A 24,064-nucleotide genomic window follows, 5' to 3' on the forward strand; every position below is an offset into this window, starting at 1 on the left:
CAACCTCCGAGTTCATGACTATACTTATCCTCAATGTTCACAAACCGGAGGATTAACATGACCATTCACAAGAAAGGACAGGCTCACTGGGAAGGTAACATTAAGGAAGGTAAAGGGACTATCTCCACGGAGAGTGGCGCTCTGGATAAACAACCCTATGGCTTCAACACTCGCTTTGAAGGTAAACCCGGCACTAACCCGGAAGAGCTGATTGGCGCGGCGCACGCGGCTTGCTTCTCTATGGCGCTCTCTTTGATGCTCACAGAAGCCGGGCATGTCGCCAAAAGCATTGATACCGAGGCTAACGTCTCGTTAGATAAAGTGGACGGCGGATTCGCGATTAGCAAAGTCGCGCTGCAAAGCAAAGTGAAGCTGCCGGGGATTGATAAGGCAAAGTTCGACGAGATCATTCAGAAAGCCAAAGCCGGTTGCCCGGTTTCTAAGCTGCTGAAAGCCGAAATCACCCTCGACTATCAGCTTGAAAACTAGAAATCGGTTCCCTGAACAGGCATTGATCTGACATCAATGCCTGAATAAACAGTCACGAATGGCGGCACAAACACCACTGGCTTTATTAGGTGGAATCCCTCGGAACCAGATTCCAAGGGAGAAGAAGCTCGCTTTCGTGGCTGGTCAACGCCTTCCCTTCAATCTGATCGATTAACAATCCCGCGCTTCTACACCCCATCTCCAACATCGGCTGCTGAATAGTGGTTAGCATTGGCAATGTGATTTCAGAACAGGGCACGCCGTCAAAACCCACCAGCGCCAGTTGATCGGGAATGGCTTTACCTGCTTTAACTGCGGCGTTCAATGCGCCACAGGCCAGGATATCTGAGATCCCAAAAATCGCATCGCAAGGCTCATCGCCTGACGTCAGCGCCTCATAGGCCGATGCCCCGTCGGTGAAGCTCATTACATTGCGGGCATGAACAATTTTATGCCATGACAGCCCGGCCTCGGCGAGACTGTCGAGATAGCCCTGCTCACGCTCTTGCGCGTACTTATAGCCTTCGCGGGCGCTGATCATCGCGATACGCTTTTTGCCGGATTGAACTAAATGGTCGACGGCGGCACGGGCAGCGGAATAACTATCGATAGAAACAAAAGGCGCAGCGCCCTGCTTGTACTCACCACACTGCACCCAAGGGTGGTGGCCAATATGCTCTTTCAGCGCATCAATTTGGGTGGTGGCATCCATGGTGATCACGCCGTCCACGGTGCGCTCGTGCAGCAACTTCAGGTAGGCGGCTTCCCGCTGCGGGCTGGATTCTGAATTGCACAGAATGATGTGATATCCGCGCCGCTCGGCCTCGGACTCGATTCCGCAGACCACCAGCGCACAGAACGGATTGCCAATACTTGAAACCATTACCAACAGCATGCCGCTGTGGGAATTCCTCAACTTTTGACCGAGACGATTAGGATAAAAGCCTTCCTGCTCAACGACGCGCATGACTTTTTCACGAGTTTCTGGCTTTACCGGCCCGGTGCCATTAATCACCCGCGATACAGTCGCGGTCGAAACACCCGCAGCCTTCGCCACTTGCCGTATGTTTATCCTGCTCATGTTGCCTTCTCTTGAGATAAAGGTCTTGAAACAGTCGCAGGATAACATGTCTCCAGGTGCAAAAACGATCACGCCTCTCGCAGTTTACTCAATGAAAACTCTGGGCTTTGGCGCCCTGTGCCGGTGCTTTTGAGGGTACGCTGTACATAATCAGCAGCATGGCGAGCAGTAAGATCACCGCCGAAGAGGAGAAGATGCCGTTGGCCCCGTTGAGGTCAAACATCACTCCACCAAAGGCCGCACCGAGGCTGATGGCCAACTGAATCGCCGCCACAATCAGACCACCGGCGCTTTCTGCTTCGTCGGGCACTGCGCGCGTTACCCAGGTTGACCAGGCAACGGGAACGCCACCAAAGGCCATGCCCCACAGCGCCACCAGCACGAAGTCCAGCACCGAAGATGAGCCGAAGAGCGCTAACAGAGCCGCAAGAACGGCCATCAGCGCGGGCATGGCAATCAGCATTAAACGCAGCCGATGCTCAAGCACTCGGCCAGCCAGCGCCGTGCCGATAAAGTTCGCTACCCCAAAGCCCAACAGAATCGCCGACAGCGTATTCACGCCGACACCTGCCGCCTGCTCCAAAGCAGCCCGCATATAGGTGAAGAAAATAAAGTGGCCGGTGAAGACCAGAATGGTCGCCACCATAGCAATGCCGACCGAGGGACGGCGCAGCACGTCGATAATCGTTTTCAACCCGGCGCTGCCTTTAGCGGGCAGTGAAGGCAGGGTCAGCAACTGGGCGACAAAAGTCACCGCGCCGAGCGCGCTGGCAGCGAAAAACACGCTGCGCCAGCCGAACAGATTGCCGAAGTAGCTACCCATCGGCGCCGCCGCGATAGTGGCAACGGACACGCCGCTAAAGATGATCGACAGCGCCCTTGGCACTTTATCTTCAGGCACCAGTCGCATTGTCGTGGCCGCGGCCATGGTCCAAAAACCGCCCAGCGCGACACCCAACAGCACTCGGCCAATCAACACGGCAGTAAAGCCATTCGCCAGCGCCACGAACAGGTTAGCGACCACTAGCAGCAATGAGAAAGCCAGCAGCACGTATTTGCGATCAATACCCTTGGTCGCGGCTGAAATCAGCAGGCTGGTGACCAACGCCACCGCCGCCGTGGTGGTCACGGCCTGCCCTGCCAACCCTTCTGACATATGCAGTCCGATTGCCATCGGGGTTAATAAACTGGCAGGCAAAAACTCCGCCGTGACCAGACTGAAAACGCCCATCGCCATAGCGAATACCGCGCCCCACGCAGGGTGAATCGCAGTCTGTGAATCAGTTGATGTTGAAGTTGAGTTCATAGGATTCATCAAATGTTGAGGATGCTCAGCAGGCGGCACGACGGCGTTTCAGTCTGCAAAACTTGACGGCGCTCACCTTTCACTGTCGTGGCATCTTAGATTAGGTGTAACGCGTTACACAATGAGGGGAGCGGCTAAAAAGACACCAAAGGCATAAAATGACTAGTCGGGAGAACACAGTTTTAGCGGGTAATGAACTTCGACCTGAGGAGAAAGGCCCTCATTGCTCGAGGGCATTATCAATAATCCAAGGCCATCATCCCGGAGCGCCAGACGCTGGTGGTGAGGATCAGGGATTTATCTCGTAGGAAATTAATCAGGGTTGAGATAAGCCGGTCGTGGCGATTTTCGGCGCGAGTTATGATGTAAGAGTGGCGGCGCAAGGGCTGAGGCAACTCCAGAATACGGATATTTTCAGGCACCGGCAGCACCGACAGCCACGGCATAACCGAAAAACCAATCCCCTGATTTACCAGCCCAACAATGCCGCTATCGCTGGCAAGTTTGTGCGTGGCCTCATTGCGCAGGCCCATTTCACGACATCGTTCAATCACCGTGGTCAATGTATTCACGCTGGGCTGGATGAAAGGCAGAGTTTCCAGCTGCTGCCAGCTTAACGGATGTTTTAGCCGGAACGAGCGCGGGATCATCAACACATAAGGGTCGCTGACATAGGGCACGCTGTGCATATCGGGCAACTGACCGTTTATCGTCACACCAATATCGGCGCGGCCCGACGCCACGGCTTCGTCGATGTGGTGGTACTCGGTGGCGCTATCATCAATGTCCAGATGAATGTCCGGCCACGACTTCGCCAACGCTTCCAGACAGGGTGGCAGGATATAAGCCGTCGCGCTGCGAAAGCAGGCGACGCGCAGTCGGCCAGCGATTTGCGGCATCTCTGCGGCGACTTGCTCAATGCCCGCCAGCAGTTGCATCACTTTTTGCGCATCTTGCAGGATGCGAGTACAAGCCGGAGTCGGCACACATCCGGTGCGGGAACGGTGTAACAGTCTAGTCTTGAGGTGCTGCTCCAGCTCGGCAATGGCGTGACTGATGCGCGACTGCGTGCAGCCTAATACCGCAGCAGCGGCGCTAAAACCGTTGTTTTCCACTACAGCAATCAACATTTCCAGCTGATTGAGCTTTATCTTGGACATTGTGTCAGTCAGTTCTCAGGATCAGTTTGCAATGACAAATCGAATTTCTTCATAGAAACATCAAACATATCACGATTTTCGGTTGCCGGTCATGGGAGGGATTTTCATGATGTAGGCAGAGCGGGAGTGTTACTCCTCTCTCTGTAAAACCAAACCAATAAGAAATCACCTTACGCAATGGATTTTTAAAGGACATCTGAGTATGCCGGGCATTATCAACTACGGGACTTTCATCCTGTCATTCATTTTTATGTTAATTATCCCAGGGCCGGGCAATCTAGTACTGATCACCAGCACCAGTAAAGGCGGGGCGCGCAGCGGATTGCTCAGCCTGTTTGGAATCATTTTCGGCGATCAGGTGCTGCTGTGGCTGGCGATTGCAGGCGTGGCAGCCCTGCTGGAATCCTCTCCCCATGTGTTTCAGGCTATCAAATGGCTGGGGGCGGCTTACCTCTTGTGGCTGGGTATACAACTGCTGATGAAATCGCGCGCCACCGCCCCACCACCGCCGGTAACGCGCAAGAGAACGCCTTTCCTGCAAGGCATGGTTATTACCCTCACTAACCCCAAACCGATTCTATTTTACGTGATGTTCTTGCCGCTGTTTATCGACCCGGTTCACAGCCAGGGCCTGCTGACTTTCGCCACGCTGGCGGGCACCGCCGCGGTACTGACGCTACTCTACGGTGCCATAATGATTGCCCTGACCTCATCCCTCGCCGAAACGGTCAAAGCCCGCCCCGGCATGATCTTCCTGCTGGAGAAAACCGCCGGGCTGTTCCTCACTATCTTCGCGATAAAGCTGGCGTTTTTTAATTGAAGCTGGCGTGAAGGAAGGCATAAAAAAGCCCGCATTTGCGGGCTAAACAGTTTACCAAACCATCACCACCACACCTCGGCTTGCACCCCGGCCATGAACTCGTTTTTGCTGTTGTCATTGAATCTGAACTGCGACAGTTCGTTGTCCAGAATGCTGAGATAAGTGCCGTAGAAACGGATTTCTGGGCGGGAGCCGAGCAGGCTTGGGCCGACTTTCAGCGCGTGGTAGAGCGTGGTTTTATAGCCAGACTCTTTCAGGTCTTCACCCTGTTCGGTTTTGTTTTTCTGGGTAAACCAGCTTAACTCGACGCCGGTTTGGTTCCAGGTATCCCAAATCCATGCCGGGCGAACGGCAGCGCGGAAGCTGTTGAAGTCGCTGTGCGCCCCGCTCTCATAGCTATAGACATCACTGCCGTGCGACCAGACCAGCGCGTTAGCCATGATGATTCTGTCGGCGAGATACATTTCCCCCTGCGAGATCAGGCGCCATGCGATGCCGTTGGTTTGGTCGCCATAGTAGTAACGCCCCTGCGCCATGGAGTTGCTGGCCCCAGAGAAGTTGGCGAAACTGCTAGCATAGGAGTTATTGGCCACCTGTAGCGTGAACTCGTTGAATGCGTCGCGAGGCAGCTCTTGGCGCACGATGGCGGTGGTCATCCAGGTGTCTTTCAGCTTAAAGAAGTCGCCACTGTCTTCGTTGTCCTTCTGTTCGTCAGTTTTATTGGCGAAAGCATATTTCGCCATCAGTGACAGCGAGCCATCCTGCCACAGCGGAATATTGCGATAGCGTAAGTCCACTGAGTTGGTGTTCATCTGCGTGGTGCGGTTGAAATCCCGCGAATAAACATCCACGTCATTACGGCTCAGTGACGCGTCTAACTGGCCCGGCCCCAAGTCCCAGTTTTGAATCCCCACGGCGGCGGCGACGTCGGTAGTTAACGATTTCCAGTCAAGCATTTGGATTTCGTATTCCGGCAATTTATGTTTGCCTACCCAAAAATCAGCCTCTTGGGCAAATGGCAGGAATCCTCGGGTGGTCAGGAATATATCGCTGAATTGCAGGATATTTTCATTATTGGTATCGCCAAACCAGGCATCGTTATACTGCTCGCCGACGTTGCCATCATAGGTGACGATGGCGTTGGCGGTTTTTCCGTCCTGATTATAGACGCGCTGGTTGAGGGTTAAATCGAACCAGCCGCTCATTTCGTTGCCGAAACGGCCCAGCGAGCCTGCGGCATAAGTTTGTGCCGATCCGCGATTAGAGGCCGCCCAGCCGGAGCGGAAATAACCCTCGTAGCTGAATCCGATATCCTCTTTAACGAATTTACTGATGTCAGTCAGGGTGACGTTTTCAACGCTGGTTTTCCCGCCATCGTTATTCACTACCGCGACGCTCTGCGATCCTTTCACCGGCGTTCGCGCTGGCGCGGTACCAATCTCATTATTTTCATTTTTGATATTGTCCGCCACCGGTGAAAGTGCTGTTTGTGTGGTCGGAGATTCTACTGTTGGTTTATTCCCTTGAGCGCCACCTTGTAAAAGCGTCACTCTATCTTTATAAACCGCCAGCTCTGCCTGCGTTTTTTTAAGCTCTGATTTATTCTCTGATAATTGATTTTCTAGAAGTTCAAGGCGCTGTTCAACGGTTAATTTAGCAGCCGTGGCATCAGTAGAGGATAAAGCAAGAAGGATTGATAAATATAATAATCTAACTTTCAATGAACTTGAATGCATTATAGTATCCCAGAAATATAGTTATTATTTTGCCTTTAGCCTTTACGACTAAAGGCGGGTGAAATTAAGCAAAGACTTCTTTTCGTAAACTAATAATCTCTTTTGCTAAATCCTGACACAGCATGGCGGTCATTAAATGGTCTTGAGCATGAACCAGAATCAGGTTGACGTTTATTTTTCCGCAACCTTCATCCAGCCCAATAAGCGCTGTTTGGATTTTGTGTGCCTCGCGACAGGCCGCTTCCGACGAGGCCATTAGCTGTTCAGCCTCGTCCCATAATTTTTGGCGTGAGGCACGTATCGCCTCCATGGCATCGGAACGCGCCTGACCGGCGTAGATAAGTAACTCCATAACGGTACTTTCATCAGCAAACATCTTGCTTCTCCTTGATCTATTATTGTGCTGCCTGCGCGGCGTTAACCTTATTTGCAGCGATGACGAAAGGTAAATAAATTAACGTCGATATCGCCAGGCAGAGCATGCCGACAAATAGCGCCATCCAGTTCCCTCCTGTCCCAAAGAATGCAATTAGCGGTCCGGGCGTTGTCCAAGGGACGGCATAAGCAATTGGCGGGATAATTTCCAAGCTCACAAAGAAATAGCCAACAATGGAGTTAACAAACGGCGCCATAATAAAGGGAATAATAAGAATGGGGTTAAGCACGATGGGCAGGCCAAAAATAATCGGCTCATTGATATTAAACAACCCTGGCACAAAGGCCATTTTTGCCATATCGCGATAATCAGCGCGGCGCGAGGCAATAAAAATCGCCAGCACCAGACCCAGCGTCATGCCCGAACCACCATAGTTGGCGAAGGCATCGTTAATGCCGCCCCAGGTGATGGGATATGGTGCGCCCCAAGTGGTGCCGTTGTTGGCGGCGAAAGAGAGATTTTCCAGATTGGCTTCGGAGAAAATCGTTTCACGGACCGCCGCTACGGTGTTCGGGCCATGAATTCCCAGCACCCACAGGAAGTTAGCCACCACGCCAAGTATTAGAACCGTAACGATATTGGTGCCCATATTTTTCAGCGGGGCTTGAATGAAGTTGTAAATTAGCTCGTTCAGGCCATTGGGTGATATTTTCGTCAAGCAGTAGTTAACCACCGAGAAAAACACCATCACGAAGAAAATGGGGATAAGGACTTTAAAGGAGCGCGCCACGGCTGGCGGAACCGTGTCCGGCATGGTGATGGTAATTTTAGGGTTGCGCGCCAGACGGCAGAAAATCTCGCTGGTTAGCATCGCCACTATAATGGCAACAAATAGCCCCTGTGGACCCAGATATTGCGTGGTTAAATAGGCTTGCTCCCCTTCCATATGATAAGGGGTATAAACCACAAAGAAAGCGCCGATGGCCGTCAGACCACATAATAGGTCATCCTGCTGATAGCTAATCGCGATATTTCTTGCTACCAGAAAGGTGATCATAATGGACATGATATTCACCGAGCCATTCATCACCGGCGCAAAGATATTTTGTGCTTCGGCTAAATTCGGGAATATCGTCCCCAAATGCAGAATAGAAGCAATAAAGCCTTCCGGCGAGAGAATCGCAAAGTTAATTAACACGATAAGGGAGCTTGCCATTACGATGGGGAATGACAAAATAAACGCATCGCGAATAGCAGAGACGTGTATCTGAGAATTTAATTTAATCGCGATTGGAACAAGGATCTTCTCCATACCGCGTTCAAAGGCATTCATTAAACTCATGATGAGTCCTTTTATAGTAGAATGAATTATTAAACGTGCACTTTGATCAGTTGATAAAATCAGGCATTATATTTTTAAAAGCCGCCTGACTATATTGTGTCCATAAGCAATCACCGAAATACACCTCGGTGAAATTTAATTTATTTTTTAATTATCTACAGCGTAATAGTTTAGTTGCCTGACAAAAGCGCTAAAGCACTCTCTAAAACGGCTTTACCATCCATCTGCCCATAATGTTTCATATCGATCACCGCAACGGGGATTTTCCCTTGAGCAGCAGTTTCTATTTCACTTTTTTGGAAGCGAACCTGCGGTCCTAATAGGACAACGTCAGCCTCATTTCTTTTTATTTTTTCCTTGGCCTCAGGAACGGAAAAAGCGTCGATATTTACAGCAACGTTTCCCGCCTCGGCGTGTTCTCTCATTCGCTTGACCAGCATACTGGTGGACATGCCAGCAGCGCATACCAATAAAATATTCTTCATTTGTCACCCAATTAATATATGTTGATGGTCTACCCGTCGGGTAACTTAATGAATTTCAATGAAAGAAATTGCCATTGCGATCACAGTTAGTAAGAGCGGAGTTGTTTAAAAAAATCGATAAAAATGAACGTGTGATTAATTTTTTGTCTCGGAAACTTGTAGTTTACTGTTTTATAAAGAATTAAGGAGGTTCAAAAGTGGTATACAAAGATATTGTGAACTTACTAAAAAAAAGAATTAGTAGTCCGACATACAATATTGGCGATATCTTTCCGGCGGAAATAGAGCTGGCTAAACTTTATAATGTGTCGCGAAATACCATGAGAAAGGCGCTGAAAGTTCTTGAAGATGAAGAGCTTATTGAGCGCAGGCACGGCTCGGGCACCTATCTGCGCAATAAACATTTTCAAGCCTCGGTCACCCACCTGGACAGTTTTACCGAAATTGCCAAAAGCGAAGGGAAAAAACCGACCAGTCAGGTCCTGAGATTTGAATTGCAGCAAGCCTCCGAGGACATTGCCAGTCGCCTGCATTTAGCTATCGGCGAACCGGTTTATTATGCCAAACGGTTGCGTTACATCGACAATGTTCCGATGCAACTGGAGGAGACGTGGCTTTCGGTTAATCGCTTCCCAGATTTGACGATTAACCATATGAAAAAATCCAAGTTTTTCTATATCGAGCATGAGTGTGGCGTCAAAATACACGGCTGCTATGAATCACTCCACCCCGTGCTTCCTCCCCTCGAAGTGGCCAAAATGCTCAATATCAGCGTCCGGGATCCAATTATCAGAATGGAAACCCAATCTGTTGATGCCAACCATGCGCCCATCGATTTTTCCATCCTCTATACCAATGTGTTTGAATTCCAAGTGAAGTATTTCCTTCCGCGCAAGATGGCCCGCCAGCCAGCTTAATGGCTCAATAAAAGTTATTTAATTTAATCGACCAAATCCGACGCTTGGGTTTGGTCCCCTAGCGTCATATTGATCACAGTTCCGCTCAAAAAAGTGGTGCATAAATCAGATAATAAATGAACCTCCCTCCTTTAAGCCCCTGAAAGAAGACATAACTCTTTGTATAACCTACTGTTAAAGAGGTGCAAAAGAGGTGCAATTCAAGATGAGGCACAACCTTGCCTACCCTCCTTTCAATTGATTAAGCTTTTATTCGCTTTCAGAACGAATAATTAAAAATAAATAAGATTGAATTCTTTCACTGTGCAGAAATAAAAACTCAGAAGGAATTAACCACATGAAGATTGCCGCATTTGATATTGGTGGCACGGCGTTAAAAATGGGCGTCCTTACCTCTGATGGAAAAGTACAAGAAAAGGCCAACCAGCCCATTAACGACAGCGACGGAGAACAGATTTTACAGGCGATGGTGCAATGGGTCGCGGCGCATCCTGACTGTGAAGGGATCGCCATCAGCGCGCCGGGTTATGTGAATCCTCATACCGGCTTTATCGAAATGGGCGGAGCCATTCGCCGCTTTGATAATTTCGCCATGAAAGAGTGGCTCGAGCAGCAAACGCAGCTTCCCGTCGCCATCGAAAATGACGCCAACTGCGCGCTACTTGCCGAGCGTTGGCAAGGCAAGGCCACCGAGATGGCTAACTTTTTGGTGCTGACCATCGGCACGGGCATCGGCGGGGCTATTTTTTGCAATAACCAGCTGGTTCACGGTGCCCGATTTCGCGCCGGAGAATTCGGTTACATGCTGACCGAGCGCCCAGGCCCGCGCGATGTTCGCCAGTACACCATGAATGACAATTGCACCCTGCGCACTCTGCGCCAGAACTACGCAGGGCACGTTGGTAAGTCGCTCAATGAGGTGAGCGGAGAGGAGATCTTCGACTGCTACGAGGCCGGGGACGTCGTCTGCCAGCGCTTGGTGTCCGAGTTTTTGAATGATATCGGCAGCGGCCTCTACAACCTGGTGAATTTGTTTGATCCCCAAATCATTCTGGTGGGCGGCGGCATTGTTGAGCGCCCCGGATTTCTTGCGTTACTTCGTCAACATCTGGCCTGGTTCGGGATTGATGATTATGTCGATATCGTCAGCCACGGCAATGACGCCGGACTCATCGGCGCGGTCTACCATTTCAATCAACAGTATCGGTCGCCGATAAGCGATCTCTAATTGAGGGAAAGAATATGTCCGGATTCAAAGAAGGATTTCTGTGGGGAGGCGCGGTGGCCGCGCACCAGCTGGAAGGAGGTTGGAAAGAAGGTGGCAAAGGGGTCAGCGTGGCTGACGTCATGACCGCTGGCGCGCACGGCGTCCCGCGCGTGATCACCGATGGCGTGTTGCCGGGCAAAAACTACCCTAACCACCAAGCCATCGATTTTTATCATCGCTATAAAGAAGATATCGCGCTGTTCGCCGAGCTGGGGTTTAAATGCTTCCGCACCTCCATTGCCTGGACGCGCATCTTCCCACAGGGGGATGAGTTAGAGCCAAACGAGGCGGGCCTGCAATTTTACGATGACCTGTTCGACGAGTGCCTGAAACACGGCATTGAGCCAGTGATCACCCTGTCGCACTTCGAGATGCCTTATCACTTGGTGGCCGAGTACGGCGGCTGGCGCAATCGCAAGCTGATCGACTTCTTCGTGCGCTTTTCCAAAGTAGTGTTTACGCGCTACCAGCACAAAGTGAAGTACTGGATGACCTTCAACGAGATCAATAATCAGGCCAACTATCACGAAGATTTCGCCCCCTTCACCAACTCCGGGTTGAAGTATGTCGCGGGGGAAGATCGCGAGCCGGTGATGTATCAGGCCGCCCATTACGAGCTGGTCGCCAGTGCGCTTGCCGTCAGCGCCGCCAAGGCCATTAACCCAGATTTGCAGGTTGGCTGCATGATAGCCATGTGCCCTATCTACCCGCTGACCTGTGCGCCGCGCGATATGATGATGGCGATGACCGCGATGCACCGCCGCTACTGGTTCACCGATGTTCATGTGCGCGGCGAATATCCTCAGCACCTGCTGAAATATTTCGAACGCCGGGGCTTCGAGCTAGATATCACCGAGAACGATCTGGCGGCACTCAAACAGGGCTGCGTCGACTATATCGGCTTTAGCTACTACATGTCGTTTGCTACCAAAGCCACTGACGACAACCCGCAGCTGGATTACGACGAAACCAAGAGTCTGGTCTCTAACCCTTATGTCCAGAAGTCCGACTGGGGCTGGCAGATTGACCCCGTCGGCCTGCGCTATTCGCTGAACTGGTTCTGGGATCACTATCAACTGCCGCTGTTTATCGTGGAAAACGGCTTCGGCGCGATTGACGTGCAAGAGAGCGACGGCACGGTCAATGACCAGTACCGCATCGACTATATGTCCGCTCATATTGCCGAAATGAAGAAAGCCGTGGTCGAGGACGGCGTCGAGCTGATGGGTTATACGCCGTGGGGATGTATCGATTTGGTCTCCGCCGGTACCGGCGAGATGAAAAAACGCTACGGCCTGATCTACGTCGATAAAGACAATGACGGCAACGGCACTCTGAACCGCAGCCGTAAGAAGTCCTTTAACTGGTATAAAGAGGTGATTGCCACCAACGGCGAAAAGCTCTGATTGTTGATGGTTGATGGCTGCTTGCTGAATTCAGTACAAAAAAAAGCCCGCGATTGCGGGCTTTCGTTTTATTTGAACGCCGTCAGGCTGGCTGCGGTTGGGGGGTTATTCCCACTCAATCGTAGCTGGCGGTTTACCGGAGATGTCGTAAACCACGCGGGAGATGCCGTCGACTTCGTTGATGATGCGGTTGGAGCAGCGGCCGAGGAAATCGTACGGCAGGTGCGCCCAGTGCGCGGTCATGAAGTCGATGGTTTCTACTGCGCGCAGTGAAACAACCCAGTCGTATTTACGGCCATCGCCCATTACGCCGACAGAGCGAACTGGCAGGAAGACGGTGAAAGCTTGGCTGACTTTGTTGTACAGGTCGGCTTTATGCAGCTCTTCGATGAAGATAGCATCGGCGCGACGCAGCAGGTCGCAGTACTCTTTCTTCACTTCGCCCAGTACGCGAACACCTAAACCTGGACCCGGGAACGGGTGGCGGTACAGCATGTCGTACGGCAGGCCGAGTTCCAGACCGATTTTGCGCACTTCGTCTTTGAACAGCTCTTTCAGCGGCTCAACCAGACCCAGTTTCATCTCTTTCGGCAGGCCACCCACGTTGTGGTGTGACTTGATGACGTGCGCTTTGCCGGTGGCAGAGGCCGCAGACTCAATCACGTCAGGGTAGATGGTGCCCTGTGCCAGCCATTTCACTTCTTCTTGTTTGCAGGCTTCTTCGTCGAACACTTCAACGAACACGCGACCAATGATTTTACGCTTAGCCTCTGGCTCATCAACGCCGGCCAGAGCAGACAGGAAGCGATCTTCCGCCGCCACGTGAACGATGTTCAGACCGAAACGGTCGCCGAACATTTCCAGCACCTGATCGGCCTCGTTCAGACGCAGCAGGCCGTTGTCGACAAACACACAGGTCAGACGGTCGCCGATGGCGCGATGCAGCAGCATGGCAGTAACGGAAGAGTCAACGCCGCCGGACAGGCCGAGGATCACATGGTCGTTGCCCACTTGCTCGCGCAGGCGTTCAACGGCGTCTTCGATGATTTTAGCCGGCGTCCACAGGGCTTCGCACTGGCAGATGTCCATCACGAAACGCTCCAGAATGCGCAGGCCCTGACGGGTGTGCGTCACTTCTGGGTGGAACTGTACGCCGTAGAAGCGTTTTTCCTCGTTAGCCATAATGGCAAATGGGCAGGTATCGGTGCTGGCAACGGTCACGAAGTCAGACGGGATAGCGGTGACTTTATCGCCGTGGCTCATCCACACGTCGAGCAGCGGCTTGGCGCTGTCGCTCAGAGCGTCCTGAATGTCGCGGATCAGCGCGCTTTCGGTCTGAACTTCAACCTGCGCATAGCCGAACTCACGCTCGTTGGAACCTTCAACATGGCCGCCAAGTTGCATTGCCATGGTCTGCATGCCGTAGCATACGCCGAGAACCGGTACGCCAGCTTCGAACACGTAGTCCGGTGCGCGCGGGCTGTCGGTGGCGGTAGTACTTTCCGGGCCACCGGACAGGATAATACCGTTCGGATTGAATTCGCGGATTTGGGCTTCGGTTACGTCCCAAGCCCAGAGTTCGCAATACACGCCCAGCTCACGCACGCGGCGTGCAACAAGTTGGGTGTACTGGGAGCCGAAATCGAGGATCAGGATACGGTGCTTGTGAATATTTTCGCTCATGAGGGGGCGTTTTCCAGAAAGCAATAAAAGCATTAAAAACGGAATATTAATCAGTCCGGTGTAAGCCGGACTGGAAAATCTTACTTTATAACTCGATACAAGGCGCTCGCGAGCTAAGGTGAGGCAAGGCGGAAGTTGGCGAAAAAGCGCAGTTTACATAAGTAAATGAGCATTTTAAGCCGACTTCCAACGCAGCATCACCAACGCGCAGCAGCGCCGATGGGGTTAGGAACCCATGCGGTAGTTCGGCGATTCCTTGGTGATAGTCACATCATGAACATGACTCTCCTGAATCCCCGCACCGCTGATGCGAACAAATTCAGCCTTGGTACGCAGGTCGTGGATAGTACCACAACCGGTCAGGCCCATACATGAGCGCAGACCACCCATTTGCTGGTGAACGATCTCTTTCAGACGGCCTTTATAGGCTACGCGACCTTCGATACCTTCCGGCACCAGTTTGTCAGCGGCGTTATCCGTCTGGAAATAACGGTCAGAAGAGCCTTTGGACATCGCGCCCAGAGAACCCATGCCGCGATAAGATTTGAATGCACGGCCTTGGTACAGCTCGATTTCGCCCGGTGATTCTTCAGTACCAGCCAGCATGCCGCCAACCATCACGCAGCTTGCGCCAGCGGCGATAGCTTTAGCGATGTCGCCAGAGAAGCGGATACCGCCGTCAGCGATAACCGGAATACCGGTGCCTTCCAGCGCAGCCACTGCGTCAGAAACGGCAGTGATTTGTGGAACGCCCACGCCGGTCACAATACGCGTGGTACAGATTGAGCCAGGGCCGATACCCACTTTCACCGCGCTCACGCCAGCTTCCACCAGCGCCAGTGCGCCAGCGCCGGTCGCCACGTTACCGCCGATGATTTCCAAGTCTGGATATTTAGCGCGAGTTGCGCGAATACGGGAAAGAACGCCTTCGGAGTGGCCGTGTGAGGAGTCGATCAGCAGGACGTCAACGCCCGCTGCAACCAGTGCGTCGATACGCTCTTCGTTGCCTTCGCCAGCGCCAACTGCCGCGCCAACGCGCAGGCTGCCGTGCTCATCTTTACAGGCGTTAGGTTTACGTTCCGCTTTCTGGAAGTCTTTAACGGTGATCATACCCAGCAGGTGGAATTGCGCGTCAACAACCAGCGCTTTCTCAACACGTTTTTCGTGCATTTTCTGCAACACAACTTCGCGTGCTTCGCCTTCTTTGACCGTCACCAGACGCTCTTTCGGGGTCATCACTGCGGTCACTGGCTGTTCCAAATCGGTCACGAAGCGCACGTCACGACCGGTAATGATGCCGACCAGTTCGTTGCCTTCGGTTACAACAGGATAACCAGCAAAGCCGTTGATTTCGGTGAGTTCTTTAACTTGACGCAGGGTGGTAGAAGGGGTGACCGTTTTCGGGTCGGCGACCACGCCGCTTTCATGCTTCTTAACGCGGCGAACTTCTTCGGCCTGACGTTCAATGGACATGTTCTTGTGAATGAATCCCAGACCGCCCTCTTGCGCCAGAGCAATCGCCAGATTCGCTTCAGTCACGGTATCCATTGCTGCAGAGAGCATTGGAATATTGAGACGGATTTTAGCGGTCAGCTGAGTGCTTAGGTCGGCAGTATTAGGCAGAACTGTGGAGTGAGCTGGTACAAGGAGGACGTCGTCGAACGTTAGAGCTTCTTTTGCGATACGTAGCATGGGCAATATCTCACCAAGGTGGATGCGGAAAGGATAAAATATTGCAGCGGGATTATACAGGTGAGGGCCCATTGCGACTAGTACTATTTACGAAACTTCTTGATTACCTTTTTTGGGCATGTAGTATCGACCGATTAAGTCTCTGTTTTTGAATTTGATCTGGATCACATGCCACTACCTTCTTCCCCGCCAATTTTTACCGTAAGCCGCCTGAATCAGACGGTTCGACAGCTGCTGGAGAACGAAATGGGCCAGGTCTGGCTTTCAGGCGAGATCTCCAACTTCTCTCAACCTTCCTCCGGTCACTGGTATTTCACCTTGAAAGACGACCGGGCGCAGGTTCGCTGTGCCATGTTCCGCAACACCAATCGCCGCACCACCTTCCGCCCGCAAAACGGCCAGCAGGTGTTGGTTCGCGCCACTATTACGCTGTATGAACCGCGCGGCGACTATCAGCTGATTGCCGAAAGCATGCAGGAAGCCGGTGACGGGCTGTTGCAGCAGAAATTTGACCTGCTCAAGCAGCAGCTGGCCGCCGAAGGGTTGTTCGACGCCCAATTCAAGCAGCCCCTGCCCTCGCCTGCCAAGTGTGTCGGGGTGATCACCTCATCGAGCGGCGCGGCGCTGCATGACGTATTAAACGTGCTGAAACGCCGTGACCCGTCACTGCCGGTCATCATCTACCCGACCGCGGTGCAGGGTGTCGATGCGCCGATGCAAATCGTCCGCGCCATCGAACTGGCAAACTCGCGTCAGGAAGTGGATGTGTTGATTGTCGGGCGCGGCGGCGGCTCATTAGAAGACTTGTGGAGCTTTAACGATGAGCGCGTGGCGCGCGCTATTTTCAAAAGCGCCATCCCGATTGTTAGCGCCGTCGGCCATGAAACCGACGTCACTATTGCCGACTTTGTGGCCGACCTGCGCGCGCCGACGCCGTCTGCCGCCGCCGAGTTAATCAGCCGCAATCAGCTGGAACTGCTGCGCCAGATTCAATCTCAGCAGCAGCGTTTGGAAATGGCGATGGACTATTACCTCGCCCAGCTGGCTCAGCGTTTTACTCGCCTGAACCATCGTTTGCAGCAACAGCACCCGCACCTGCGCCTGGCTCGCCAGCAAACCGCGCTGTTCAAACTGCGCCGTCGGCTTGATGAGGCCATGCAAAACCAGCTGCGCCAGATGCTGCGTCGCATCGATCGCCTGCAGCAGCGCCTGAACCAGCAGCAGCCGCAGTCGCGCATTCATCGCGCCCAGCAGCGAGTCCAGCAATTGCAGTACCGTCTGCAACAGGCGCTGGCCCTGCAACTATCCAATAGCCGCCAGCGTTTTGGCACGGCCTGTACCCAGCTGGAAGCCGTGAGTCCTTTGGCCACGCTGGCGCGCGGTTATAGCGTGACCACCACGCCGAAGGGTGAATTGCTGAAGAAAACCACGCAGACCGCGCCGGGCGACACGCTGAAAACCCGTCTGGCGGATGGTTGGATTGAGAGTGAAGTGAAAGCCGTGACGCTTGCGAAGAAAACGCGCAAGCCCGCTGCGAAGCAATAACGGTCGCTGTATACCCCTTCCCAGCCTCCCCCTTTTTTCGGGGGAGGCGCTAAAAGCTTACAACCTATAACTGTCTGACTTCGCGCCATTAATCCACAGCGGGCGCGTCTCTCCGGCTGGCAGCACGATGCCCAAACTGTCCCACGCCGGTCTGAAATCGCCGCGCTGAGTAAAGTCGATACTGATTTTCTCGCCGTCCGTTTTAATCTCCCAGCTTAGCCACAGCGCATTGCCCTCTTTCCAGCCGTGGCTCTCGCCGTCATCTTCAAACAGCATGCCATAAGACGTGGCCGCCGGGCTTGGGAAAATGTGCAGCTCGCGCACCTTGTCCTGCTGCTGATCGACATAAGCCGTGCGCTGAGACATGGGCAGTGCCGCACCGGCGCGCACCAGCAGTGGCAGGCGATCCAGCGGCGCGTCCAGCTTGATGCTCTGCCCACCGGCGAACCATTTTCCACTGTAGAAATCGCACCAGCCGCTCTCGTTGGCAGGCAGATAAACCTCGCGCTGACGCTGCCCCTGCTCCACCACGCTTGCCACCAGCAGCTCTTTGCCCAGCATAAAATCGTCGGTTTCGGCGAAGGTGTTGGCGTCGTGCTCGTGGTCGAGGAAGGTCGGGCGCAGCATCGGCTCGTCATCCTCATGGGCCTGCCACAGCAAGGTGTAGAAGTAAGGCAGCAGGCGATAGCGCAGGTTGATGGCGTCGCGGATCAACGCCGTGCTCTGGCTAAACATCCATGGCTCATTCACCGTGCCGTCATCATTCCAAGAGTGAATAGTAAAGCGCGGGTGCATCACGCCATTCTGCACCCAGCGCACAAACAGCTCTTCATCCGGGCGATCCCCGGCAAAGCCGCCGACGTCATGACCCACGTTGTACAAGCCGGAGAGGCTCATGCCCAGCCCCATGCGCGTGTTGTAGCGCAGCGTTTGCCAGCAAGTGCGGTTATCGCCGCTCCATGTTTGCACGTAGCGCTGCATCCCGGCGCAGCCAGAACGGGAGATGAGATAAGGCCGCAGGTTGGGCGCAAATACCTGCTGAGCCTCGAAGGAGGCGCGCATCATTAACAGCGGCATCACCGGGCGAATGTGCTTGATAGCAATGGATTTTCCGAAGCCAAAGCAGCGCGCGTTGCTGTCCCACACTTCATATTCATTATTATCATTCCACGTTGAGCCAATGCCGTTTTTCAGCAGTTGCGTGGTAACGCCGTGCTGCCACCAGCGAATGGTCGCTAGATTGGTGAAGTCCAGATGGGAGCCTTCGTCGTCCCAAAATACCGAGCGCTCAGGGACATCCTCTTGCGAATCGCGAATAAACAGCCCCTGCTGGGCGACAAGCGCGTATTGCGGGTGGTCCTGCAACAGGCAGGGTTTGATGTTGGCGGCCAGGCGGATCCCCGCGTCGAGAAAGGCCTGCGACATGGCTTTCGGCTCAGGGATTTTGTCGTAATTCCAGTTGAACACATAACGCTTATTGCCAATCGAGGTGTAGCCGGAAGAGAGCTGGAACGAGTCGCAGGCAATATCCTGCTCGCGGCACAGGTTGATGAACTTCATCAGCTGCTGCTGGGCGTCTGACGCGTCGGTGTAGTACATGGTCGAGCCGCTGTAGCCGAGGCTCCATTTCGGGCCAAAGGTAGTTTTGCCGGTCAGCCGCACCAAGGCTTTTGTCACGTCAAGGGCCGTCGGGCCGAGGAACATATAGTAATCGAGATCCCCCGCTTCGGCGTTAAAGCGGCGATAAGGCAAATGGTAATTATCCAGCTCTTGGCCGAGATCAAGCCAGACATTGCTGAGATTATCGTAGAACAGGCCAAAACTGACATCACCCCGTCGCGTTAACGTAAAGGGAATATGCTTGTAGAGCGGATCGGTGCTGGCGGCGTTATAGCCCATGGCGTCCAGATTGCGCATTTCAAAACGGCGACCAGCGCGATTGAGATCCCCGGCTTTTTCCCCCAGACCGTAATAGCTCTCTTCGGGATAGCGGCGCTGATAGTGGGCCGAACCGTCGCCCTTCACCGACAGCATATAGGCCCCGGTTTTACGGTCACTGGCCAGCGGTTGCCAGCTGCCATCGGTGTGGCGATATTCCCATTCGAGCCACAAAGGCTGGTGAACCGTCACCCGCAGCTTTTCGCTGCTGATCACCAGCCGATCCTCAAACTGCTCCAGCGTGTAGCCCGGCAGACTAAATCCATGATTACTCAGACGATCGCGCCCCTCCCAAGGCACATCGTCCGTTGGCGCAATGCTCCAGGTTCGGTCCAGCGCCAGCTCGCCACGGCGTTTGATCAGCACGCGGAATAGGCCCTGCTCCAGTATCCGCAGGCAAAACAGATGTTGATCGTCCACCCGCAGCTCCACGCCCGCGGCGTCCTGTGCTGCCAGCACCCAATGCTTTAACGTCTTCATGCACTTTTCCTTTTATCTGCCGGTGTGCGGCGTTCTGCTATCAGGGCAATCAGGAAAACCGCCCCAATCAGGTCAAAAAATCCCATCGCGATAAACAGCGGGTTGAAGCCGATATTGTCGGCCACCGCACCTATCAATAATGAAAACAAGAAGCTGGCGATCCACGCGGAGGAGCCGCGCATGCCGTTGACCGTCGCCACCTGACTTTTATCGAATGACTCCACCACCACCGCACTCAGCATGCAGGAGATAACCTGATGCCCAAAGCCGCCGATGGAGATCAGCGCGATGGCGGCGTACGGGCTTTCGGTGAGTGCAATCATCGCCAGCGACAGCATCAAGAAAGCGCCGGTCACCGAGCTGGCAACAATCGAGTTAATGCGGGTGCAGCCGAAGAATTTGCGATACAGCGTGGTGAGATAGCCACTGGCGACGCTGCCTAAATCCGCCGCCAAGAACGGCAACCACGCGAACATCACAATGTGCTTGAGGTCCATGCCGCGCTCGTTTGCCAGATACAGCGGCACCCAGAAGCTGAACACCGCCCACGCGGGTTCCGCCAGAAATGCCGGGATGGCAATGCCGTAGAATTTCTTGTTTTTGCAGACGATTTTTAGCGATTTGATGAAAGGTAAACGGGTCTGCTGAGGCTCATTGTCTTGGCGAATCAGCGCGAGCTCTTCTTTGCTCAGGTTGGGGTGATTTTCCGGCGCGTGGTAGAACTTCCACCACAGCAGCACCCACAGCATCGACAAGATGCCGCAGAACAGGAAAGCGCCGCGCCAGCCGAAAGAGAGATGAGCCACCAGAATAATCGGCGGAGCCAGCATGGCACCAATGGAGAAGCCTACCCCAGCCCAGCCTGCGGCCACCGGGCGCTCTTTACGCGGGAACCAGTCGGAGATGGCTTTGGCGTTGGCAGGCGTGGCCGCGGCCTCGGCGCTGCCCATGAAGAAGCGCAGGATAGCCAGTTGGATCCAGCCGCCTGCTCCGGCATGCAGCATGCAGACCACGGCCCAGACCGAGGCACAAATCAGGAAGCCCAGCTTCAAGCCAATGACGTCAATCAGCCAGCCACACAGCGGTTGGAAAATGGTGTAGGCCGCCTGAAACGCCGCCACGATGTAAGAGTATTGTTCGGTGGTCATATTCAGGCTGGTTTTCAGTTCAGCCGCCAGCAACCCCAGTGAGTTGCGGGTGATGTAGTTGACCGTCACGCCGAGTAGAAACAGCGCCAGCATCCACCAGCGTAAGGCCCTGATTTTGCGTCTTCCTGCCGTCACGACGTCGGTATTGATCTCAATCGTCATTGTTAATTTCTCCTCACGGGTCAGCACTCTAGCTGCCAGTGATGGTTATTGTTTGAGTACCCTAGACGACTGTATGCAGGCTGATTTGTGAGCGGAACGTGATTCTTTGCAAGAATTTTCATGGAGTGGCCGGATTTGCGAGCCTCGCCCTGAAAAAGCCTAAGATTACGGACAAAATCCTTTATGAAAATTTTTTCATTTTCGAATTTGAAGGAGATCACAATTTGAACGGAAAGCTAAAAATCCAGCAAATTGCTGACCATACGGGGCTGTCGATCAGCACGGTTTCGCGCGTGTTGGCTGGAAAAAGCAATACCAGCGCGCGGGCCAGAGAGCAGGTGTTGAGCTATGCAAAATCACAGGGCGTACTCAGCGGCTTGTCCACCGGGCGCCTCATGCTCAATAACATCGTGGTCTTCGCCCCGGCCCGTGCCTTCGACGCTCGCAGCGATATCTTCTACTACAAGGTGATTCAGGGGATTGTCGCCGCCGTCAGCCAGCACGACGTGCGGGTTCGCTACTGCGCGTTAGAAGAGAGTGACGCCGACGTCGCGCTGTTTATCGCCAAAATGACCGATCCCCAAACCGACGCCGCGCTGCTGGTTGGCATTGACGATGTGCATATCCACCAGCTTGCCGCCGACTTGGCTAAACCCTGCGTGTTGATCAACTGCCACGATCGGCTGATGCGCCACGACAGCGTGTCGCCGGATCATCAAACCATGGGCGACTTCGCCACCGACTACCTGTTCACCCAAGGGCATCACCGAATTCTGACCCTGCAATGTCTGCGCCGCCACACCATGGAGCTGCGCCTGGCGGGCATCAAAGAGGCCTTCTCGCGGCATAATCTGGCCTTTGACGACGGCCAGCATCTGGTCACGACATCGGGGTTTGGCGCGCAGGAAGCTGAACAGGCCATGCTGAATTATCTGGATACCCTGCCCGGCGGCCAGCCCATGCCGACGGCGATTCTGGCGGGAGGCGATTTTATGGCATCCGGTGCCGTGGCGGCCTTGGTAAAACGCGGGTTTGCGGTGCCGACGGACATCAGCGTGATGAGCACCGACGGCTTTAATCTGGCAGAAATTCACGATGTGGCGCTCACCGCCGTGCACGTGCCGCGCGACGAGCTGGGTGTGGAAGCAATCGCCCTGCTCCAGCGCCGCCTGTTCCGCCCCGAAGCCCCCTGCTCTAGCGTGCTGCTACAGGGCAAGCTGGTGACACGCAACTCCGTGCGCAAGGTCAGAGGCAGCGCGCTTCATCCTGCCGTCACCTCGCACAATCATCAGCTTTATGATGATAACCAAGAGGCGGTAGAGAACAGATAAATCCCATCTTTTGCTGGCGGGGAGCGCGACCGGACTATACTCAATATCAATGAATACTTGTCACTCTTAAGCTTCACTTATCGATAAGGAGAGTTGTTATGAGTCACGGTACCAAACAGAGATCCCCCCTCGGCGTTATTCCTCCCTATATCCTCAATCGCATTATTGAGCACGGCTCAGAGCCGCAGAAGAAGTGCGCGCGCCAGACGCTGGTTCACGTCAACACCCTGATGGCCGAGGCTTACGCCAAACCCAAAGGCGTGAAAACCGCCAAGGCGGGTCATGTCGAGCGTGATATTTATGACGCCGAAAACGGCACTCGCCTGCCCGGCAAGTCGGTGAGAAAAGAGGGGCAGCCGAGCAATGACGACGTGGCGGTTGATGAAGCCTATGACTATCTTGGCGTGACTTATGATTTCTTCTGGCAGGCCTACCAACGCAACTCTTTGGACAATAAAGGGCTGGCGCTGCTTGGCTCGGTGCATTACGACAAGGAGTATCAAAACGCCTTTTGGAATGGCCAGCAGATGGTATTTGGCGACGGGGACGGTGAGATTTTTAACCGTTTCACCATCGCCATCGACGTCATTGGCCACGAACTGTCGCACGGCGTGACCGAGAGCGAGGCCGGGCTGGTTTATAGCGGCCAGTCTGGCGCGTTGAATGAATCGCTGTCCGACGTGTTCGGCTCTCTGGTCAAGCAGTTCAGCAAAAAACAGACGGCGGATAAAGCCGACTGGATCATCGGCGAAGGCCTGTTAGCTAAGGGAATTAAAGGCAAGGGGCTGCGCTCGATGGCGCATCCGGGGACAGCTTACAACGACCCGCTGCTTGGCAAAGACCCACAGCCCGCCGACATGAAAGGCTATGTGAACACCCGGGACGACAACGGCGGCGTCCACATCAACTCCGGCATCCCTAACCGCGCCTTCTATCTGGCTGCCACCGCGCTGGGCGGCTTTGCGTGGGAGCGCGCGGGCTACGTCTGGTACGACACCGTGTGTGATAAATCGCTGCCGCAGGATGCCGATTTTGCAACTTTCGCCAAGAAAACAATCGAACATGCTGAGAAGCGCTTCGACGCCGCCGTAGCACAGGCGGTGAAAGAGGCGTGGGGGCAAGTTGGGGTTATCTAATGAAACCACTGGAATCGCTGGAAAGCAGCGCCGTCATCGAAATGTATCGCGAAGGCGGCATGGCGTTTATCCCTAAACTCAACGGTCCCCGCCGAGTCGCTATGGCGGGGATGAGTGAGGACAAACGCCAGCAGATCTGCCAATTAATCAATCAGTCGCTGCCCTACGCCGAGCCGCCGGAGCAGGCCGGGCGCGGCGACCAGCGCTATTACCGGCTGGAGATCTCTTATGCTACTGCCCAGCAATCGGGCAGTCTGGTGCTGATTATTCCGGAGACCCAGACACCCGCTGAGCTAATCGAATTGTGGAAATCGGCCCAGCCCGAGGGCTAGTCGCTGTAGGGCTGATAGCTGAACAGCACGCGCTTTTTGGAAATCATGCCGTGGCCGTTTTGGCAGAAATAATCCACCGCGCCGCAGGCTTTTAGGGTTTGCAGCGGCTGCTGGCAATCCGGGCAGAGCGCCGTCTGCTGATAGTCGGCGTTACAGCTGTCACAGTGAAAGTGATTGCTCACCCAACTCATAGGTTGAGTGCAAACCGGGCAAAGTGCTTCCATCTTCTCTC

The 24,064-nt window shown here is 53.9% G+C and carries 21 protein-coding genes; 9 read left to right on the top strand and 12 right to left on the bottom strand.

Translation table 11 applies throughout. The features are described 5' to 3' along the window. The first annotated feature begins 57 nt into the window (after positions 1-57). Positions 58-489, top strand: a complete 432-nt coding sequence (locus ACT3RT_RS09000) for an OsmC family protein (RefSeq protein WP_034788271.1) — start codon at positions 58-60, stop codon at positions 487-489. An 85-nt stretch (positions 490-574) separates the two neighbouring features. Here the strand turns inward: ACT3RT_RS09000 and ACT3RT_RS09005 are convergent, their stop codons facing one another. The 3 genes from ACT3RT_RS09005 to ACT3RT_RS09015 all read right to left on the bottom strand — a co-directional run bounded on the left by ACT3RT_RS09005 (position 575) and on the right by ACT3RT_RS09015 (position 4,036). Next, on the bottom strand, positions 575-1,570 hold the full coding sequence (locus ACT3RT_RS09005) for a LacI family DNA-binding transcriptional regulator (protein WP_485901687.1): 996 nt from the start codon (positions 1,568-1,570) through the stop codon (positions 575-577). 88 nt (positions 1,571-1,658) lie between these two features. After that, on the bottom strand, positions 1,659-2,876 hold the full coding sequence (locus tag ACT3RT_RS09010) for an MFS transporter (RefSeq protein WP_485901689.1): 1,218 nt from the start codon (positions 2,874-2,876) through the stop codon (positions 1,659-1,661). Between the two features lie 239 nt (positions 2,877-3,115). Continuing rightward, positions 3,116-4,036, bottom strand: a complete 921-nt coding sequence (locus ACT3RT_RS09015; protein WP_496202833.1) for a LysR family transcriptional regulator — start codon at positions 4,034-4,036, stop codon at positions 3,116-3,118. Between the two features lie 202 nt (positions 4,037-4,238). On the opposite strand from ACT3RT_RS09015, the gene ACT3RT_RS09020 reads away from it, so the two are divergent. Beyond that, complete coding sequence (locus tag ACT3RT_RS09020) at positions 4,239-4,856, top strand: LysE family transporter (protein ID WP_496202834.1); 618 nt, start codon at positions 4,239-4,241, stop codon at positions 4,854-4,856. A 62-nt stretch (positions 4,857-4,918) separates the two neighbouring features. On the opposite strand, the gene ACT3RT_RS09025 is transcribed toward ACT3RT_RS09020, so the two are convergent. The 4 genes from ACT3RT_RS09025 to ACT3RT_RS09040 form a co-directional block, all read right to left on the bottom strand. Next, positions 4,919-6,592, bottom strand: a complete 1,674-nt coding sequence (locus ACT3RT_RS09025) for a carbohydrate porin (protein ID WP_485901694.1) — start codon at positions 6,590-6,592, stop codon at positions 4,919-4,921. A gap of 64 nt (positions 6,593-6,656) precedes the next feature. Continuing rightward, the gene (locus ACT3RT_RS09030; protein WP_496202835.1) at positions 6,657-6,968 is read right to left on the bottom strand and encodes a PTS lactose/cellobiose transporter subunit IIA; all 312 of its coding nucleotides are present in this window, start codon (positions 6,966-6,968) and stop codon (positions 6,657-6,659) included. A gap of 19 nt (positions 6,969-6,987) precedes the next feature. Beyond that, a complete protein-coding gene (locus tag ACT3RT_RS09035; RefSeq protein WP_353501251.1) occupies positions 6,988-8,310 on the bottom strand; it encodes a PTS sugar transporter subunit IIC in 1,323 nt (440 codons plus the stop codon). A 170-nt stretch (positions 8,311-8,480) separates the two neighbouring features. Further along, entirely contained in the window at positions 8,481-8,795 is a 315-nt protein-coding gene (locus ACT3RT_RS09040) for a PTS sugar transporter subunit IIB (protein ID WP_353501250.1), read from the bottom strand. A gap of 197 nt (positions 8,796-8,992) precedes the next feature. Here ACT3RT_RS09040 and ACT3RT_RS09045 point away from each other — a divergent pair, with 197 nt between their 5' ends. The 3 genes from ACT3RT_RS09045 (at position 8,993) to ACT3RT_RS09055 (ending at position 12,385) form a co-directional block, all read left to right on the top strand. Continuing rightward, a complete protein-coding gene (locus tag ACT3RT_RS09045) occupies positions 8,993-9,712 on the top strand; it encodes a GntR family transcriptional regulator (protein ID WP_034788239.1) in 720 nt (239 codons plus the stop codon). Positions 9,713-10,049: 337 nt separating this feature from the next. After that, positions 10,050-10,940: a beta-glucoside kinase BglK gene (gene bglK / locus ACT3RT_RS09050; RefSeq protein ID WP_496202836.1), complete on the top strand. Its 891-nt coding sequence runs from the start codon at positions 10,050-10,052 to the stop codon at positions 10,938-10,940. A gap of 14 nt (positions 10,941-10,954) precedes the next feature. Next, positions 10,955-12,385 carry a 6-phospho-beta-glucosidase gene (locus tag ACT3RT_RS09055; protein ID WP_485901702.1) on the top strand — a complete coding sequence of 477 codons (1,431 nt, stop codon included), beginning with the start codon at positions 10,955-10,957 and terminating at the stop codon, positions 12,383-12,385. Between the two features lie 105 nt (positions 12,386-12,490). Here ACT3RT_RS09055 and guaA read toward each other — a convergent pair whose 3' ends face one another. Together guaA and guaB are read right to left on the bottom strand one after the other, a co-directional pair. After that, positions 12,491-14,068 (bottom strand): glutamine-hydrolyzing GMP synthase, encoded by a 1,578-nt coding sequence (gene guaA, locus ACT3RT_RS09060; RefSeq protein WP_034788227.1) that lies wholly within the window; start codon positions 14,066-14,068, stop codon positions 12,491-12,493. A gap of 225 nt (positions 14,069-14,293) precedes the next feature. Beyond that, a complete protein-coding gene (gene guaB / locus ACT3RT_RS09065; protein ID WP_034788222.1) occupies positions 14,294-15,760 on the bottom strand; it encodes an IMP dehydrogenase in 1,467 nt (488 codons plus the stop codon). A 168-nt stretch (positions 15,761-15,928) separates the two neighbouring features. On the opposite strand from guaB, the gene xseA reads away from it, so the two are divergent. Then, entirely contained in the window at positions 15,929-17,305 is a 1,377-nt protein-coding gene (gene xseA / locus ACT3RT_RS09070; RefSeq protein WP_496202837.1) for an exodeoxyribonuclease VII large subunit, read from the top strand. A 57-nt stretch (positions 17,306-17,362) separates the two neighbouring features. Here xseA and ACT3RT_RS09075 read toward each other — a convergent pair whose 3' ends face one another. Together ACT3RT_RS09075 and ACT3RT_RS09080 are read right to left on the bottom strand one after the other, a co-directional pair. Further along, positions 17,363-19,723 carry a TIM-barrel domain-containing protein gene (locus ACT3RT_RS09075; RefSeq protein ID WP_496202838.1) on the bottom strand — a complete coding sequence of 787 codons (2,361 nt, stop codon included), beginning with the start codon at positions 19,721-19,723 and terminating at the stop codon, positions 17,363-17,365. After that, positions 19,720-21,033 (bottom strand): MFS transporter, encoded by a 1,314-nt coding sequence (locus ACT3RT_RS09080; protein WP_496202839.1) that lies wholly within the window; start codon positions 21,031-21,033, stop codon positions 19,720-19,722. The genes ACT3RT_RS09075 and ACT3RT_RS09080 overlap by 4 nt, the downstream gene beginning before the upstream one ends. A gap of 224 nt (positions 21,034-21,257) precedes the next feature. On the opposite strand from ACT3RT_RS09080, the gene ACT3RT_RS09085 reads away from it, so the two are divergent. The 3 genes from ACT3RT_RS09085 (at position 21,258) to ACT3RT_RS09095 (ending at position 23,832) form a co-directional block, all read left to right on the top strand. After that, positions 21,258-22,364, top strand: coding sequence for a LacI family DNA-binding transcriptional regulator (locus ACT3RT_RS09085; RefSeq protein WP_496202840.1), 1,107 nt, complete (start codon positions 21,258-21,260; stop codon positions 22,362-22,364). A gap of 98 nt (positions 22,365-22,462) precedes the next feature. Then, positions 22,463-23,500 carry a M4 family metallopeptidase gene (locus ACT3RT_RS09090; protein WP_496202841.1) on the top strand — a complete coding sequence of 346 codons (1,038 nt, stop codon included), beginning with the start codon at positions 22,463-22,465 and terminating at the stop codon, positions 23,498-23,500. Beyond that, positions 23,500-23,832, top strand: coding sequence for a protealysin inhibitor emfourin (locus tag ACT3RT_RS09095; protein WP_396130151.1), 333 nt, complete (start codon positions 23,500-23,502; stop codon positions 23,830-23,832). Before ACT3RT_RS09090 ends, ACT3RT_RS09095 begins: the two co-directional genes overlap by 1 nt. Here ACT3RT_RS09095 and ACT3RT_RS09100 read toward each other — a convergent pair. Further along, on the bottom strand, positions 23,829-24,056 hold the full coding sequence (locus ACT3RT_RS09100; RefSeq protein ID WP_353501239.1) for a zinc ribbon domain-containing protein: 228 nt from the start codon (positions 24,054-24,056) through the stop codon (positions 23,829-23,831). The genes ACT3RT_RS09095 and ACT3RT_RS09100 overlap by 4 nt on opposite strands. Between the last annotated feature and the right edge of the window lie 8 nt (positions 24,057-24,064).

Source organism: Ewingella sp. AOP9-I1-14 (assembly GCF_052375995.1).
GTDB classification, from domain to species: domain Bacteria; phylum Pseudomonadota; class Gammaproteobacteria; order Enterobacterales; family Enterobacteriaceae; genus Ewingella; species Ewingella allii.